General features: G+C 69.6%; 13 protein-coding genes. 8 read left to right on the plus strand and 5 right to left on the minus strand.

Annotated elements, in window-relative coordinates; all coding sequences use genetic code 11:
* Window positions 1–44: 44 nt before the first annotated feature.
* Window positions 45–293, minus strand: coding sequence for a WhiB family transcriptional regulator (locus AB0K73_RS11580; protein ID WP_360512402.1), 249 nt, complete (start codon window positions 291–293; stop codon window positions 45–47).
* Window positions 294–525: 232 nt separating this feature from the next.
* Here AB0K73_RS11580 and AB0K73_RS11585 point away from each other — a divergent pair, with 232 nt between their 5' ends.
* Entirely contained in the window at window positions 526–960 is a 435-nt protein-coding gene (locus tag AB0K73_RS11585; RefSeq protein WP_360512400.1) for a hypothetical protein, read from the plus strand.
* Window positions 961–987: 27 nt separating this feature from the next.
* Here the strand turns inward: AB0K73_RS11585 and bcp are convergent, their stop codons facing one another.
* The 3 genes from bcp to aroA form a co-directional block, all read right to left on the minus strand.
* Window positions 988–1,470 (minus strand): thioredoxin-dependent thiol peroxidase, encoded by a 483-nt coding sequence (gene bcp, locus AB0K73_RS11590; RefSeq protein ID WP_360512398.1) that lies wholly within the window; start codon window positions 1,468–1,470, stop codon window positions 988–990.
* 77 nt (window positions 1,471–1,547) lie between these two features.
* On the minus strand, window positions 1,548–2,585 hold the full coding sequence (gene rsgA / locus AB0K73_RS11595) for a ribosome small subunit-dependent GTPase A (protein WP_360512396.1): 1,038 nt from the start codon (window positions 2,583–2,585) through the stop codon (window positions 1,548–1,550).
* The gene (gene aroA / locus AB0K73_RS11600) at window positions 2,582–3,952 is read right to left on the minus strand and encodes a 3-phosphoshikimate 1-carboxyvinyltransferase (RefSeq protein ID WP_360512394.1); all 1,371 of its coding nucleotides are present in this window, start codon (window positions 3,950–3,952) and stop codon (window positions 2,582–2,584) included. The genes rsgA and aroA overlap by 4 nt, the downstream gene beginning before the upstream one ends.
* Window positions 3,953–4,061: 109 nt before the next feature.
* Here aroA and AB0K73_RS11605 point away from each other — a divergent pair, with 109 nt between their 5' ends.
* From AB0K73_RS11605 to AB0K73_RS11615, 3 genes are all read left to right on the plus strand, one after another.
* Window positions 4,062–4,727: a sigma-70 family RNA polymerase sigma factor gene (locus tag AB0K73_RS11605; RefSeq protein WP_360512392.1), complete on the plus strand. Its 666-nt coding sequence runs from the start codon at window positions 4,062–4,064 to the stop codon at window positions 4,725–4,727.
* Window positions 4,724–4,981 (plus strand): zf-HC2 domain-containing protein, encoded by a 258-nt coding sequence (locus AB0K73_RS11610; protein WP_360512390.1) that lies wholly within the window; start codon window positions 4,724–4,726, stop codon window positions 4,979–4,981. Before AB0K73_RS11605 ends, AB0K73_RS11610 begins: the two co-directional genes overlap by 4 nt.
* A 118-nt stretch (window positions 4,982–5,099) precedes the next feature.
* Window positions 5,100–7,394, plus strand: coding sequence for an MMPL family transporter (locus tag AB0K73_RS11615; RefSeq protein WP_360512388.1), 2,295 nt, complete (start codon window positions 5,100–5,102; stop codon window positions 7,392–7,394).
* A 79-nt stretch (window positions 7,395–7,473) separates the two neighbouring features.
* Here the strand turns inward: AB0K73_RS11615 and AB0K73_RS11620 are convergent, their stop codons facing one another.
* Window positions 7,474–11,370 carry a multifunctional oxoglutarate decarboxylase/oxoglutarate dehydrogenase thiamine pyrophosphate-binding subunit/dihydrolipoyllysine-residue succinyltransferase subunit gene (locus tag AB0K73_RS11620; protein ID WP_360512386.1) on the minus strand — a complete coding sequence of 1,299 codons (3,897 nt, stop codon included), beginning with the start codon at window positions 11,368–11,370 and terminating at the stop codon, window positions 7,474–7,476.
* A 150-nt stretch (window positions 11,371–11,520) separates the two neighbouring features.
* Between AB0K73_RS11620 and AB0K73_RS11625 the strand changes: the two genes are divergently transcribed.
* From AB0K73_RS11625 to AB0K73_RS11640, 4 genes are all read left to right on the plus strand, one after another.
* A complete protein-coding gene (locus tag AB0K73_RS11625) occupies window positions 11,521–12,960 on the plus strand; it encodes a GuaB1 family IMP dehydrogenase-related protein (protein WP_360512384.1) in 1,440 nt (479 codons plus the stop codon).
* Window positions 12,961–13,148: 188 nt separating this feature from the next.
* Window positions 13,149–14,477: a hemolysin family protein gene (locus AB0K73_RS11630; protein ID WP_360512382.1), complete on the plus strand. Its 1,329-nt coding sequence runs from the start codon at window positions 13,149–13,151 to the stop codon at window positions 14,475–14,477.
* Window positions 14,474–15,511 carry a hemolysin family protein gene (locus AB0K73_RS11635; RefSeq protein WP_360512380.1) on the plus strand — a complete coding sequence of 346 codons (1,038 nt, stop codon included), beginning with the start codon at window positions 14,474–14,476 and terminating at the stop codon, window positions 15,509–15,511. Before AB0K73_RS11630 ends, AB0K73_RS11635 begins: the two co-directional genes overlap by 4 nt.
* Window positions 15,512–15,588: 77 nt before the next feature.
* A complete protein-coding gene (locus tag AB0K73_RS11640; RefSeq protein WP_360512378.1) occupies window positions 15,589–16,023 on the plus strand; it encodes a VOC family protein in 435 nt (144 codons plus the stop codon).
* Window positions 16,024–16,025 lie beyond the last annotated feature (2 nt).

Consider the following 16,025-nt stretch of genomic DNA (forward strand, 5'->3'; position numbering starts at 1 on the left):
GGGACGGCGTTCGCCGTTCACACGGCGACGGTTGTACCGGGCGTTCAGCTGGCCCTGCGAGCGCGGGCGGCGCGACGCTTCAGTGCGCGGCGCTCGTCTTCGCTGAGGCCGCCCCACACGCCCGAGTCCTGACCGCTCTCGAGGGCGTATTGGAGGCAGATCTCGGTGACGGTGCATCGGGCGCAGACAGCCTTCGCCTTCTCGATCTGGTCGACGGCGGGACCAGTGTTGCCGACCGGGAAGAACAGTTCGGGGTCAGCGGTCAGGCAGGCGGCTTTGTCGCGCCAATCCATGGAGATGCTCCTCGCGGTGTACTTCGTTCGCAGACGCGCACGATTGCGCAGCCGGTATCCGGCATGTGCTGCAGGGGGAAAGCCGAATCTCGGGAAGTAGGATCATGACTGATCGGCTCACGTCCCTGTGAGCATCAACTCGGCCTCATAAATGGTCGCATAGCGGAGAGTTCGAATCAATAGTCGTGAATGGGATTACCCTGTGAATCGCCGTGCGTCCGACGAGCAATCCATGCCTCCGGCGGCATCCGATTCCGCCGGTGTGAGGGCCGCACTCGTGATCATCAGCGTCGTGCTGGTGCTCGAGGCGGCGGCCCTGATCGCCCTCGTCGCCTGGCTGGTGGCCGACCTGATCGCGCTGCGGCCGTCGTCGTACGCCACGGCCATCGCGCTGCTCGTGCTCGTGGCCATCGGCGCACTGTGGGTGAGCCTGACGGCCGTCGCGTCGCTGCGTCGTGTGCCCTGGTCGCGCGCCGCAGCGATCGTGTGGCAGGTGCTGCAGGTGTCGGTGGCGGTCGGCGCCTTCCAGGGCCTCTTCGCGCGTCCCGACCTGGGCTGGCTGCTGCTCGTGCCGGCGATCACCGTGATCGGGCTTCTCCTGTGGACGCCCGTGCGGCTCGCCTACACGCGGCCCGAGGACGAGGCATCCGCCCCAGACGGAGCCTGACGCGCCTGACGCGCCCGGCGGAGCCGGTCAGGCCGCAGCGTCGAGGCCGAGTTCGCGGCGCACCCGTGCGACGTGACCCGTGGCCTTGACGTTGTACCAGGCCTTCTCGATGCGGCCGTCCTCGCCGATGACGAAGGTCGAGCGGATGGCGCCCACGACGATCTTGCCGTACAGCGACTTCTCGCCCCACACGCCGTACGCCTGCTGCACCGCGAGGTCCTCGTCGGACAGGAGCGTGAAGTTCAGGCGGTCGCGCTCGGCGAACCGCTTGAGCTTCGCGACGTCGTCCTTCGAGATCCCGACGACGCGCACGCCCGCGCTCGCGAAGGAGTTGAGGCTGTCGCGGAAGTCGCACGCCTCCGTCGTGCAGCCCGGCGTCATGGCCTCGGGATAGAAGTACAGCACCACGCGGCTGCCGCGGAGGGACGAGAGGGTGACGGGCCGACCGTCCTGGTCGTCGAGGGTGAAATCGGGTGCGAGGTCGCCGGGGGCGAGTCGAGCATCGGTCATCCGTCCATGCTAGGCAGGTCGGCTGGGTACCCCGTGCACGAGGGCGGGCGTCAGGCTGAGCGCGGCGCCGGGACGCGTCAGGCGAACGTCGTGAGCAGTCGCTGCAGCGAGTCGAGGCGTGCCGTGCCGATCTCGCCGAGTGTTCCCGCGGCGACGGCCTCGTTCATCGCGCAGTCGGGCGCGTCGGGAAGATGCGTGCAGCCGCGCGGGCAGTCCTCGGCGATGAGGGCCAGGTCGGTGAAGGCCCCGAGGATGTTCGCGGGGTCGACGTGGCCGAGCCCGAACGAGCGCACACCGGGCGTATCGATCACCCAACCGGTACCGGCCTCGGTGCGCAAACGCAGCGACACGGTCGACGACGACGTGTGCCGCCCGCGCCCGGTGACCACGTTGACCCGACCGATCGCGCGATTCGCATCGGGCACGAGGGCGTTCACGAGCGTCGACTTGCCGACACCGGAGTGGCCGACGAAGACCGTTCGATGGCCGATGAGAACAGCGCCGATCTCATCGAGCGGCATCCGGTCGGTGCGCGAACGGAAGACCGGCAGGTCGAGCCCGGCGAAGTTCGCGAGGAACTCCGCGGGGTCGGCGAGGTCGGTCTTGGTGATGACGAGCAGCGGCTGGATGCCGGCGTCGAACGCCGCGACCAGGTAGCGGTCGACGAGGCGGATCCGCGGCTCGGGGTCTGCGGCAGCCACCACGATGAGCATCTGGTCGGCGTTCGCGACGATGATGCGCTCCACCTCGTCGGTGTCGTCGGCGCTCCGGCGGAGCAGCGTCTCGCGTTCGCGCACACGCACGATCCGGGCGAGCGTGCCGGGCTCGCCGCTCGTGTCGCCGACGAGGTCGACGTGATCGCCCGTCACCACCGACTTGCGGCGAAGTTCGCTCGCGCGCGCGGCCGTGAGCTCGCGCTCGTCGGGTCCGCCCTCGTCGGCGAGCACCGCGTATCGTCCGCGGTCGACGCCGAACACCCAACCGGGCACGGCGTCGGCGTGGTCGGGACGCACCTTCGAGCGTGGGCGACTGCCTCTGCGGCTGGGACGCACACGCACATCGGACTCGTCGAACTCGTCCTCGTTCTCGTCGTCGTCGGCGTCCCACCAGCTCATGCCAGCATCTGCTCCCAGAGCTTCGGGAACTGCGGCAGGGTCTTGCCGGTCGAGGCGATGTCGTCGACGACGACCCCGGGCACCGCGAGCCCGACGATCGCACCCGTGGTGGCCATGCGGTGATCGGCATATGCGTGCCACAGGCCGCCATGCAGGGGTGCCGGTTCGATACGCAGCCCGTCGTCGAGTTCGGTGACCCGGCCGCCGAGGGCGTTGAGTTCGGTCGCGAGCGCGGCGAGCCGGTCGGTCTCGTGATGGCGGATGTGTCCGATGCCGGTGAACGTGCTCGGCGCGTCGGCGAACGTCGCGAGCGCAGCGAGGTTGGGCACGAGCTCCCCGGCCTCCGACAGGTCGAGGTCGACGCCACGGATGCCACGACCGCCGTCTGCGGACCGCTTCGGTGCCGTGACGGTGAGCCGGTCGTCGTCGAGCGAGACCTGCGCGCCGAAGCGGGAGAGCAGGTCGGCCAGTTGCGCGCCGACCTGGGTCGTCGCTGCCGGCCATCCCGCGATGGTCACGTGGCCGCCGGCGACCAATGCGGCGACGAGGAACGGCGCGGCGTTCGACAGATCGGGCTCGATGGTGACGTCGATCGCGTGGATCGGGCCGGGCGCGACGTGCCAGTGCCCGGGCTCGGGCGTCGCGACCTCGACGCCGCGGGCACGCAGCGCCGCGATCGTCATCTCGATGTGCGGGAGGCTGGGCAGTCGCTCGCCGGTGTGGCGCAGGTCGAGGCCGCGCTCGAAGCGGGCGCCGGCGAGTAGCAGCCCCGAGACGAACTGGCTGGACGCCGACGCGTCGAACTCGAGCATGCCGCCCTCCACCCGGCCCGTGCCGTGCACCGTGAACGGCAGCGCACCTCGACCGTCGTCATCGATGTCGACGCCGAGGGCCTTGAGCCCGAGGATGGAGGCGCCCATCGGCCGCCGCCGGGCGCCCTCGTCGCCGTCGAAGGTCGTCGGGCCGAGCCCCAGCGCGGCGACGGGCGGCAGGAAGCGCATGACGGTGCCCGCGAGCCCGCAGTCGATGGTCGTCGACCCGAGCAGCTCGTCGGCCGGGATGACTCGCAGGTCGTCGCCGAATCCGCCGGTGGCCGGCATCCGCTCGAATCGGGTGCCGAGGGCGCGGAGGCCCTCGACCATGAGCTCGCTGTCACGAGACCAGAGCGGAGCGTGGAGTGTCGAATGGTCGTCGGCGAGGGCGGCGAGCACGAGCTCGCGGTTGGTGAGCGATTTCGATCCCGGAACGGCGACCACGGAGGCGAGCGGACCGGTTGCGACGGGCGCCCGCCATCCGACATCCGTCTCGGTCTGCCTCGCCTCGCCGTACGGATCGAACTCGGGTGCGGAATACCTCGAAATCTGCATCGGTTACCAACAGTAGCGTCAGGGGGCGCAGAAGGAGATGGTACGCGTGACGGTTGCGGTGCTCGAGCGTCCGGTGGTCACTCCGGTCGACGATCTAGGATGGCCGGTGATGACTGCCGACGAGATCGACCCCACGCGCGACGATGCGGCCCCCGTGAACGAAGGGCGCCCGCTCGGCGAGCTCTTCGAGGAACAGGCGCTGCCGTTCATCGACCAGCTGTACGCCGCGGCGTTGCGGATGACGAAGAACCCGTCGGACGCGCAGGATCTCGTGCAGGAGACCTTCGTGAAGGCGTTCGCGGCCTTCGCGGGCTTCACGCAGGGTACCAATCTCAAGGCGTGGCTGTACCGCATCCTCACGAACACCTTCATCAACACCTACCGCAAGAAGCAGCGGGAGCCCTACCAGGGCACGATCGACGACCTCGAGGACTGGCAGCTCGGCGGTGCCGAGTCGACGACCGCGCGTTCGAGCCGTTCGGCCGAGGCCGAGGCCATCGACCACCTGCCCGACAGCGCCGTGAAGGACGCGCTGCAGGCACTGCCCGAGGATTTCCGCCTCGCTGTCTACTTCGCCGACGTCGAGGGATTCTCCTACCAGGAGATCGCCGACATGATGAACACGCCCATCGGGACCGTGATGAGCCGCCTGCACCGTGGCCGGCGGCTGCTTCGCGAGTCCCTCGCCGACTACGCCCGCGAACAGGGATTCGCGGCCGCGGAGCCGGCGCGTCAACCCACCAGGAGGCAGAGCATGCCGAGGAGCACGAGATGACCGACTGCGGCTGTGAGAAGGCCAGGGCCGAACTCGAGGAGTACCTCCATCACGAACTGGGTCGCGATGACGCGGCCGACATCCACGAGCACATCGAGAACTGCCCCGACTGCCGGGCCGAGCTCCGCGTGGGCGTCGCCATCACCGAGGTGGTGCAGCGGGCCTGCAAGGAGAGCGCGCCCGAGGAGCTGCGCTCGATGGTGCTGACGCGCATCCGTGACATCCAGTCGGGGCACGTCATCCTCGTCGACTGATCCGGCGTCGTCGGCGGCGGCGACATTGTCGACGCCCTCTGCCGGCACGTCTGCCGCGCACGTTTTCCGACTTTCGGTGGAAGCGGATGCCGCGGCCCGAGTCGTACCGTCGATATCGATGGATACCTCCGCTCGCCCCAGCCCTCGCCCGGGTCGCGTTCCGACGTGGCTCCGGGTGCTCATCCCGACCGTCCTGATCCTCGTCTGGTTCGCCGCATTCGGCGCCGGCGGGGCGTCGTTCGGCGCCCTCAGCGACGTCGTCGAGAACGAGCAGGCCCAGTTCCTGCCCGACGACGCCGAGTCGACGAAGGTGCAGGACCTCCAGTCGGAGTTCCGCTCGGGCGACGCCATCCCCGCCATCGTCGTCTACGCCCGTGATGGCGGGCTGACCGACGCCGACACCGCGGCGATCGCCGACGACGCGGCAGCGTTCGCGGACGTGGCGGGCGTCACGACCGACGGCGTCTCGCCGCCGGTGCCCTCCGATGACGGCGAGGCGGCGTCGGTGTTCGTGCAGGTCGACGCATCGGCCGAGATCGACGCCACCGTCGAGGAACTTCGCGAGCGCATCGCCGAGACCGCGGGTGACGGGCTCGAGGCCGCGGTCACGGGGCCGGCCGGGTTCACGTCCGACCTCACGGCCGCGTTCGCGGGCATCGACGGACTGCTCCTCCTCGTCGCGTTCGCCGCCGTGTTCATCATCCTCGTGATCGTCTACCGCTCCCCGCTCCTTCCGGTCATCGTGCTCGGCACGAGCCTCACGGCGCTGACCGCCTCGGTGCTGGTCGTCGTGGCACTCGCGCGCGCCGATGTGCTCGTGCTGAACGGGCAGACGCAGGGCATCCTGTTCATCCTCGTGATCGGCGCGGCCACGGACTACTCGTTGCTGTACATCGCGAGATATCGCGAGGCGCTGCAGCGCTACGAGCGGAAGTGGGATGCCACGTGGGCCGCGCTGCGCGGATCCTGGGAGCCGATCGTGGCGTCGGGCGGCACCGTCATCGCGGGACTGCTCATGCTCCTCGTGAGCGAGCTCACGAGCAACAAGATCCTCGGCCCCGTCTCGGCGATCGGCATCGTCTTCGCGGTGCTCGTCGCGCTGACGCTGCTGCCGGCGCTCATGCTCTGGGCGGGCCGCGCCGCGTTCTGGCCGCTGCGGCCGAAGTACGGCACCCTCGATGTGGACGCCGAGGCTCCGATCGCGCGCCGCGGCGTGTGGCCGAAGCTCGCTCGCCTCATCGCCCGTCGCCCCCGGGTGACCTGGATCGTGTCCACGCTCGTGCTCGCGGTCATGGCGCTCGGGATCACCCAGCTCGACGCGGATGGCGTGCCCTCGAGCGAGTTCGTGCTCGGGGAGTCGCAAGCTCGCGACGGCCAGGCCATCCTCGGCGAGCACTTCCCAGGCGGCTCGGGAACCCCGGCGGTCGTCATCGCCCCCGAGGACTCGCTGCAGGACGTCGCCGTCGTGCTGCTCGCCGCCGACGGCGTCGAGTCGGTCGCGGTGGTCTCCGAGGACTCGCCGAGCGGTTCGCTGCCGGTCACCGAGGACGGCATCCAGCCCCTCGGTCCGCCCGGTTCACCGGCTGGGGATCCCACCGTCGTCGACGGCCGTGTGCAGTTGGATGCCACGCTCGCGTTCGCGAGCGACTCCGCCGAGGCCGAGCAGGTGATCACGGAGCTGCGCGACGACCTGCGCGCGACGACCACGAGCGCGGAGGACCCGGTGCTCGTCGGCGGAACGTCGGCGATCGCGCTGGACACGAAGGAGTCCTCGATCCGCGACCGGAACCTCATCATCCCGCTCGTGCTGGTCGTGATCCTCCTGATCCTCATGCTGCTGCTGCGCTCGATCCTCGCCCCGGTGCTCCTCATCGGCACGGTCGTGCTCTCGTTCGCCGCCGCGCTCGGGGTGTCGGCGCTCGTGTTCAACGGCGTCTTCGGGTTCCCCGGCGCCGACCCCGTCGTGCCGCTCTTCGGGTTCGTGTTCCTTGTGGCCCTCGGCGTCGACTACAACATCTTCCTGATGACGCGGGTTCGTGAGGAGAGCCTCCGGCACGGCACCCGGGAGGGCGTGCTGCGTGGCCTCGTGGTCACGGGCGGCGTGATCACCTCGGCCGGACTCGTGCTGGCTGCGACCTTCGCGGCGCTCGGAGTGCTGCCCATCCTGTTCCTCGCGCAGATCTCGTTCATCGTGGCGTTCGGCGTGCTGCTCGACACCTTCCTGGTGCGGTCGCTCCTCGTTCCCGCCTTGTCGTACGACATCGGCCGGGCGATCTGGTGGCCGTCGAAGCTCTGGCGATCGGCTGCGCCCGAGTCCCGCGATCGCGCCGCCGCCATCCTCGAGCCCGAGGCGGGAGCCGAAGCGGGGGAGCGGGCTGCCGAGGCTCGCTTGGAGCCGAGCAGACCCGCCTGACCCAGCCGCCGACGACGACGAAGGGGCCGGATGCCGCGACCTCGCGGCATCCGGCCCCTTCGTGTCGTGCGTGAATGCGCTACAGCGTGAGCGCGCGCCGGATGAGCTCGGCCTGCTCGGCCGCGTGGCGCTTGGCGGAACCCGTGGCGGGCGACGCCGACGCCGTACGGGCCACGACCGTGACCGGGCGCGGACCGAGCTTGTTCGTCTCGATGATGAAGTACGGCCAGGCGCCCTGGTTCTCGGGCTCGTCCTGCACCCACATGAGTTCCGCGTTCGGGTAGCTGTCGGCGGTGTTCTTCAACTCGACCGCGGGCAGCGGATACAGCTGCTCGACGCGAACGACGGCGATCTCGGGGTTGGGGTTCTTCTCCAGCTCCGCGATCAGGTCGTAGTAGAGCTTGCCCGACACGTACACGGCCCGCTTCACGGCCGCCCGGTCGGTGATACGCGCATCGTCGATGACGGGCTCGAAGCGGCCGCTGGTGAAATCGTCGACCTCGCTCGTCGCCCCGCGCAGCCGCAGCATGGCCTTCGGGGTGAAGACGATGAGCGGGCGACGCGGGCGTGCGTACGCCTGGCGACGCAGCAGGTGGAAGTACGACGCCGGCGTCGAGGGTCGTGCGACGGTCATGTTGTTCTCGGCGCACAGCTGCAGGTAGCGCTCGATGCGGGCGCTCGAGTGGTCGGGGCCCTGTCCCTCGTAGCCGTGGGGGAGCAGGAGCACGACGCTCGAGCGTTGCCCCCACTTCTGTTCCGCCGAGGAGATGAACTCGTCGATGATCGTCTGCGCGCCGTTCGCGAAGTCGCCGAACTGCGCCTCCCACATCACGAGCGCATCGGCCCGCTCGACCGAGTACCCGTACTCGAAGCCCATCGCCGCGTACTCGCTGAGCAGGGAGTCGTAGATCCAGAACCGCGCCTGGTTGTCGGAGAGGTTCTGCAGGGGCAGCCACTCCTGGCCGTTCTCGCGATCGTGCAGTACCGCGTGCCGCTGCACGAAGGTGCCTCGGCGAGCGTCCTGGCCGGCGAGCCGCACGGGAGTGCCCTCGAGCAGGAGCGAGCCGAGTGCGAGCAGCTCGCCGAAGCCCCAGTCGATCTTGCCGTTGCGGCTCATGTCGAGGCGCTTCGTGAGCAGCTGCTGGATCTTGGGGTGCACCGTGAAGCCCGCGGGCTTGTTGTCGAACGCGTCGCCGATGGCGTGCACGACCTCGAGCGAGACGCCGGTCGTGGCGAGTTCTCCGGTGGGGGTCTCCACCACGTGGTTCGACTGCGTCGCCCCCACGATGGGGATCGCGCCGGTCTGCGCGGCGTGCGTCTCGGCGAATGCGCGCTCGAGGCGGTCCTGGAAGTCGCGGTGCGCCTCCTCGTACTCCTCCTCGGTGATGTCGCCGCGGCCGACGAGGGCCTCGGTGTAGAGCTTGCGCACCGAGCGCTTGGCCTCGATGAGGTTGTACATGAGGGGCTGCGTCATCGAGGGGTCGTCGCCCTCGTTGTGGCCGCGGCGTCGGTAGCAGATGAGGTCGACGACGACGTCGCGCTTGAACTCCTGCCGGTAGCGGAACGCGAGCTCCGCGACGCGGACGACGGCCTCGGGGTCGTCGCCGTTCACGTGGAAGATCGGCGCCTGGATCGTCTTCGCGACATCCGTCGAGTAGATCGACGACCTGGCGTCGCCCGGCACGGTGGTGAAGCCCACCTGGTTGTTCACGACGAGGTGCACAGTACCGCCAGTGCGGTACCCACGCAGCTGGGACATCTGCATCGTCTCGACCACGATGCCCTGCCCGGCCATGGCCGCGTCGCCGTGGATGAGGATGGGCAGCGTCGAGAAGGTGCCGATGGGCTTGCGGTCCTGCTTTGCCCGCACGATGCCCTCGAGCACGCCGTCGACCGCCTCGAGGTGCGAGGGGTTCGCGGCGAGGGTCACGGGGACCTGGTGGCCGTCGTCGGCGGTGAAGACGCCCTCGGTGCCGAGGTGGTACTTCACGTCGCCCGAGCCCGAGAAGTTCTTCGAGTCCTGCGTGCCCTCGAACTCGCGGAACACCTGGCCGTACGTCTTGCCACCGATGTTCGTGAGCACGTTGAGACGGCCCCGGTGCGCCATGCCGATGGCGACCTCGTCGAGGCCCTCCTTCGCGGCACCCTGCAGGATCTCATCGAGGAGGGCGATCATCGATTCCCCGCCCTCGAGGCTGAACCGCTTCTGGCCGACGTACTTGGTCTGCAGGAACGTCTCGAACGCCTCGGCCTCGTTGAGCTTGCCGAGGATGCGCATCTGCTCGTCGTGCGTCGGCTTCTCGTACTTGCGCTCGACCTCGTTCTGGATCCAACGGCGCTGCACCGGATCCTGGATGTGCATGTACTCGATGCCGATCGTGCGGCAGTACGAGTCGCGAAGGACCCCGAGGATGTCGCGCAGGAGCGCCGTGCGCTTGTCGCCGAAGCCGCCCGTGACGAACTCGCGATCGAGGTCCCAGAAGGTGAGGCCGTGGCTCGCGATGTCGAGGTCGGGGTGCGAGCGCTGCACGTACTCGAGCGGGTCGGTGTCGGCCATGAGGTGACCGCGCACACGGAACGCGTTGATGAGCTCCTGCACGCGGGCCGTCTTGTCGATGGCGCTCGCGATGTCGACCGAGATGTCGGGGGCCCACCTGATGGGCTCGTAGGGCAGGCGAAGCGCGGCGAAGAGGTCCTCGTAGAACCCGCGCTGGCCGATGAGGAGCTCGTGCACCTTCTTCAGGAACTCGCCCGACCCTGCACCCTGGATGACACGGTGGTCATAGGTCGACGTCAACGTGATCGTCTTGCCGATGGCGAGGTTCGCGAGCGTCTTCTCCGACGAGCCCTGGAACTCGGCCGGGTACTCGAGGGCGCCGGCGCCGATGATACAGCCCTGGCCCCTCATGAGACGCGGCACCGAGTGCACGGTGCCGATGCCGCCGGGGTTGGTGAGTGAGACGGTCGCGCCCTGGAAATCGTCGGCCTTCAGCTTGTTCTGGCGGGCGCGCTGCACGAGGTCCTCGTAGGCGGCGAGGTACTCGTTGAACGTCATCGTCTCGGCGCGCTTGATCGCGGGCACGAGCAACGCGCGGCTGCCATCGGGCTTCGGGAGGTCGATCGCGATGCCGAGGCCGATGTGCGCCGGCTTCACCACGCTCGGCTTGCCGTCGACCTCGGTGTAGTACACGTTCTGGCTCGGGAACTCCTTGAGCGCCTGGATGAGCGCCCACCCGATCAGGTGCGTGAACGACACCTTGCCGCCGCGCGAGCGCCGGAGGTGGTTGTTGATGACGATGCGGTTGTCGATCATGAGTTTCGCCGGGATGGTGCGCACGCTCGTCGCGGTCGGCACGGTGAGGCTCTGGTCCATGTTCGCCGCGAGGGTCTTCGGCAGGCCCTTGAGGGGGACGACCTCGTCCTCCTGGGGTGCATCCGCGAGCACCGGCTGAGGGCTCGTGATCGGCACGTCGGCGGGAACGGGTGCGGTGCGGGGTGCGACCGAGGTGGTGCGCGCCTCGGGCGCCTGCCCGATGACGAGGGAGGGCGAGTTCAGCGGTGCGGATGTCGCGGCCGGCGCTGCGGCGGCGGCGGGTGCCTGGGCGGAGGGCTGGGCCGGGGGAGCGGCGGGAGGAGCGGCCGGCTCCGCGGCGGGAGGAGCGGCCGGCTCCGCGGCGGGAGGAGCGGGCGGCTCCGCGGCGGGAGGCGCTGGCGCTGCGGCGGTGGGGGCGACGGGTTCTGCGGCGGGGGCAGCGGGCGGCTCAGCGCCATCCGTCGGCTGCGGCGCTGCCGGCTGCGCGGGGGTGCTGCCGGTGCGCACCTGACGATAGTGCTCGAGGACCGGCCACCAGGTCCGGTCGACCGATTGCGGGTCGGCGAGGTACTTCTCGTACATCTCGTCGACGAGCCACTCGTTGGCTCCGTACTCGCCCGCCGTCGTCTCTTCGGATCCCGACCCGGTCAGTTGGCTCGACACAGCCTCTCGCCCACTCTCTCCATCGATGCTGGATTGCCTTCGGCGACCGTCACGCGCACACGCATGCGTCTGCGGTGCCGGATCACCCACACAAGCCTAATCCCCTCGGCGAGACTGGGTCCCCCGGTTGCGGCGGGTAGCGTAAAGCCCATGGAGTTCTACCGGACTACGCCGCGACACGACCTCACGTACTCCGACGTGTTCCTGGTGCCGAGCCGCTCGGGCGTCACGAGCCGACTCGACGTCTCGCTCGCCCCCGACGACGGCTCCGGTGCATCCGTTCCCCTCGTCTCGGCGAACATGAACTCCATCACGGGCCCGAGGCTCGCGGCGACGCTGGCAAGGCGCGGCGGTCTCGGCGTGCTGCCACAGGACCTGCACCTGCAAGATCTCGACGCCGCGATCCGGTGGGTGAAGGCCCAGTCGCCGCGGTTCGACACGCCCCACGACTTCGACCCCGCCGACACGGTCGCCGACGCGCTCGAGGTGCTCCCGCCGGTGCCCGGGCACGGGGTCGTGCTGCACGACGCACGCGGGCAGTTCGTCGGATGCATCGTCGCCGAACGGCTGGCGACGGCGCTGCCCGACGCGCGGCTCGGCGATCTCGTGCATGGCGACCTCGCGTCGCTCGACGCCGACGACGTGGCCACACCGCGCGGGGCGTTCGACCTCATGGTGGAGGCCGGACTCGACTTCGCGCCCGTCATGGAGCACGGCCGCGTGGTCGGCACCCTGAGCCGGCGAAGCGCGCTGCGCGGCACGCTGTACCAGCCCAACGTCGACGCGCACGGCCGGTTGCGGGTGGCCGCGGCCGTCGGCATCAACGGGGATGTCGCCGCGAAGGCGCGTGCGCTCGTCGCCGCGGGCGTGGACATGCTCGTCATCGACACGGCCCACGGCCATCAGGAGGGCATGATCCGCGCGGTCGGCATCGTTCGCGACCTCGGGCTCGGCGTGCCGATCGTCGCCGGCAACATCGTGACCGCGCACGCGGTCGCCGACCTCGTCGAGGCGGGCGCCGACGTGCTCAAGGTGGGCGTCGGGCCCGGTGCGATGTGCACCACGCGGATGATGACGGCGGTCGGGCGTCCCCAGTTCTCCGCCGTGCTCGAGACCGCCGAGGCGGCGCGCGAGCTCGGCGCCACCGTGTGGGCGGATGGCGGCGTGCGGTACCCGCGCGATGTGGCGCTCGCGCTCGCCGCGGGCGCGGCATCCGTCATGATCGGCTCCTGGTTCGCGGGTACGATCGAGGCGCCCGGAGCCCTGCGGCGCGATGCATCCGGCCGCCTGTTCAAGGAGAGCTGGGGCATGGCGTCGACGAAGGCCGTGCGCGAGCGGTTCGACCGGCTCTCGCCCTACGAGCTGGCACGCAAGGAGTTGTTCGCCGAGGGGATCTCCTCGTCGTCGATCTATCTGGATCCGCTGCGCCCCTCGCTCGAGGACCTCATCGACATGATCACCTCGGGCGTGCGAAGCGCGTTCACGTACGCGGGTGCGCGGTCGATCGAGGAGTTCCGCGAGCGGGCCCTGGTCGGCGTGCAGTCGGCCGCGGGCTATGAGGAGGGCAAGGCGCTGCCGATCAGCTGGTAGGGCTGTCCATCCCGGATCCGACACGAGCCGGGGGCGCTGCAGCGGCATCCGGGTTCCGTGTGACGGCCGCGTTACGGCTCAGGATCGGCCGCGCTGCCGCCGATATACTGGGCGGACCATGGACGATCCTCCCTCTGCGAATACGCCCGAACATAGACCCTCGCCCGTGACCGCTCGGGGAGGTCGGGATGTCTGAGTGGGTTCTCCTCGGCATCGGACTCCTCCTCACGATCGGCACGGGCTTGTTCGTTGCGAGCGAGTTCGCGCTCGTCAACCTCGATCGCGCCGATCTCGAGGCACGGCGGGCGCGCGGTGAGACCCGGCTCGCCCTCACCATCGCCGCGCTGAAGATCACGTCGACGCACCTGTCGAGCGCCCAGCTCGGCATCACGCTCACCACGCTCCTCACCGGGTACACGATGGAGCCGGCGATCAGCTCCCTCCTCGAGGGGCCGCTCACCGCGATCGGGCTGCCCGAGGCCGCACTGCGGCCGGTCGGCGCGACCACGGCCATCATCGTCGCGACGCTGTTGTCGATGGTGCTCGGCGAGCTCGTGCCGAAGAACTTCGCGCTCGCGCTCCCGATCGCCACGGCGAAGCTCGTGATGCCGTTCCAGTCGGCGTTCACGTGGGTGTTCCGCCCGGCGATCTCCGTGCTGAACAACAGCGCGAACGGGATACTCCGCGCGGTCGGCATCGAGCCGAAGGAGGAGCTGTCGGGCGCGAGGTCGGCCGAGGAGCTCTCGTCGCTCGTGCGCCGCTCCGCGAGTGCCGGCCTCCTCGAGCAGGACACCGCGACCCTCCTCGGCCGCACCCTGCGCTTCGCCGACCACGACGCATCCGACGTCATGACCCCGCGCCCCGCGATTGCGGCGGTCCAGCGCCAGGAATCGGCCGAGGCCGTCCTCGAACTCGCCAGGCAGACGGGCTACTCGCGATTCCCCGTATACGACGAGAACCTCGACGACGTGGTCGGCCTCGTGCACGTGAAGCAGGCCGTCGCAGTGCCCCGCGAGCGGCGAGCGGATGTCCCGGCCACCGCCCTGCAGTCGGAGGCGCTGCGCGTGCCCGAGACGATGAAGCTCGGGGTGCTCCTCGGCGAGCTCCGCGGGCGCGGCTTCCAGATGGCGGTCGTCGTCGACGAATACGGTGGAACGGCGGGTGTGGCGACCCTTGAAGACCTGGTCGAGGAACTCGTCGGCGAAGTGGCCGACGAGCACGACCGAACCCGGGCCGGCATCGTGCGCCGCGGAGACACCGTGAGCTTCCCCGGCATCCTCAGGCCCGACGAACTCGTCGATCGCACCGGCATCCGCGTGCCCGAGAACGGCGACTACGAGACCGTCGGCGGCTTCGTGATGGCCGAGCTCGGCCGGCTCCCGGTGGTCGGCGACGAGGTGCCGATCGACGAGGGGAGCCTTGAGGTGGTGCGTCTCGACGGGCGCCGCATCGATCGCGTGCGGTTCGTTCCGAAACCCACGCCCACCCAGCCCACGGTCGAGGAGGAGACGCGATGAGCGACTGGCTCGGCATCATGTGGCTGTTCCTGCTGCTCATCGCGAACGCGTTCTTCGTCGGCGCCGAGTTCGCGGTGATCTCCGCGCGGCGCTCGCAGATCGAGCCGCTCGCCGAGGCGGGCAGTCGCCGGGCGAAGACGGCGCTCTGGGCCATGGAACACGCGACGCTCATGCTCGCCATGAGCCAGCTCGGCATCACCATCTGCTCGCTGCTCATCCTGAACGTCTCGGAACCCGCCATCCACCACCTGCTCGAGGTGCCCCTGAAGCTCACCGGCTGGTCGGAGGGTGTCGTCTCGACGCTCGCGTTCCTCATCGCGCTGCTGCTCGTCTCGTACCTGCACGTGGTGTTCGGCGAGATGGTTCCGAAGAACCTCTCCTTCTCGGTGCCCGATCGCGCTGTGCTGATCCTCGCGCCGCCGCTGGTGTTCATCGCGCGCCTCTCGCGCCCGATCATCGTCGCGCTCAATGCGGTGGCGAACGGCGTGCTGCGGCTGTTCGGCGTCGAGCCGAAGAGCGAGGCGACCTCGACGTTCACGCTCGAGGAGGTGCAGACGATCGTCGACCAGTCACGCCGCGAGGGCGTGCTCGACGACGCGAGCGGCACGCTCACGGCGGCATTCGAGTTCACGACCAAGCAGGTGAAGGATGTCGCGGTCCAGATGTCGGGCCTCGTCAGCCTGCCGCCGACCGCGACCCCCGGCGACGTCGAGCGCGCCGTCGCGCGGCGCGGCTTCTCGCGGTACGTCATCCGCGGCGACGACGGCGAGCCCGACGGCTACGTGCACCTCAAGGACGTGATCGACCTCGACGACGACGAGTTCGACGACCCGATTCCCTCGAAGCGCGTTCGCCGGCTCGTGTCGATCTACGACGGCACCGACCTCGAGGATGCCCTGGCGACCATGCGTCGACTCGGCACCCACGTCGCCAGGGCGTTCGACGAGGAGGGCACGACGACCGGCGTGATCTTCCTCGAGGACATCATCGAGGAGCTCGTCGGCGAGGTGCAGGACGCCACCCGCCGCGGGTGACCGGTCGGCGAGAACCCGGTGCGGCCTCCCTCGGGTCGGCGTAGACTCGCGCCGACCCGAGGATTCGAGGAATCATCATGTTCGAGAAGCTCATGGCCACGGCCGTCCTCCCCGCATCGGACATCGGCCGTGCGCGCAATTGGTGGCACGAAGTATTCGGTCGTGAGCCGGCGTACGAGGATACGGAGGGCGAAGCGCTGTTCTACGACATCGGCGGAACCATGCTGATGGTCTACCGGACCGACTTCGCCGGAACCGCGCAGAACACGGCGTTCAATCTCGTGACCGACGACCTCGACCGCGACATGACCGCGTTGCGAACCCACGGGGTCATGTTCCACGACTACGACCTGCCGGGCCTGAAGACGGAGGACGGCGTCGCCGAGCTGGGCGAGGAACGCGGCGCCTGGTTCAGCGACAGCGAGGGCAACATCATCGCCATCGCCGAGGTCTCACCGCAGATGCGGGAGATGGTGGCCAAGCTTCGCGCCTCCGCGGGGGGCATGGCCTGACT

Source organism: Agromyces sp. NPDC052230, from assembly GCF_040679595.1.
Classification (GTDB): domain Bacteria; phylum Actinomycetota; class Actinomycetes; order Actinomycetales; family Microbacteriaceae; genus Agromyces.

Excerpts from the sequence above, each read along its gene's own strand:
- AB0K73_RS11615 (WP_360512388.1), top strand. The coding sequence starts at position 5,100 with ATGGATACCTCCGCTCGCCCCAGCCCTCGCCCGGGTCGCGTTCCGACG.
- AB0K73_RS11605 (WP_360512392.1), top strand. The coding sequence starts at position 4,062 with ATGACTGCCGACGAGATCGACCCCACGCGCGACGATGCGGCCCCCGTG.
- AB0K73_RS11625 (WP_360512384.1), top strand. The coding sequence starts at position 11,521 with ATGGAGTTCTACCGGACTACGCCGCGACACGACCTCACGTACTCCGAC.
- AB0K73_RS11630 (WP_360512382.1), top strand. The coding sequence starts at position 13,149 with ATGTCTGAGTGGGTTCTCCTCGGCATCGGACTCCTCCTCACGATCGGC.
- AB0K73_RS11640 (WP_360512378.1), top strand. The coding sequence starts at position 15,589 with ATGTTCGAGAAGCTCATGGCCACGGCCGTCCTCCCCGCATCGGACATC.
- rsgA (WP_360512396.1), bottom strand. The coding sequence starts at position 2,585 with ATGAGCTGGTGGGACGCCGACGACGACGAGAACGAGGACGAGTTCGAC.
- aroA (WP_360512394.1), bottom strand. The coding sequence starts at position 3,952 with ATGCAGATTTCGAGGTATTCCGCACCCGAGTTCGATCCGTACGGCGAG.
- AB0K73_RS11585 (WP_360512400.1), top strand. The coding sequence starts at position 526 with ATGCCTCCGGCGGCATCCGATTCCGCCGGTGTGAGGGCCGCACTCGTG.
- bcp (WP_360512398.1), bottom strand. The coding sequence starts at position 1,470 with ATGACCGATGCTCGACTCGCCCCCGGCGACCTCGCACCCGATTTCACC.
- AB0K73_RS11635 (WP_360512380.1), top strand. The coding sequence starts at position 14,474 with ATGAGCGACTGGCTCGGCATCATGTGGCTGTTCCTGCTGCTCATCGCG.
- AB0K73_RS11610 (WP_360512390.1), top strand. The coding sequence starts at position 4,724 with ATGACCGACTGCGGCTGTGAGAAGGCCAGGGCCGAACTCGAGGAGTAC.
- AB0K73_RS11580 (WP_360512402.1), bottom strand. The coding sequence starts at position 293 with ATGGATTGGCGCGACAAAGCCGCCTGCCTGACCGCTGACCCCGAACTG.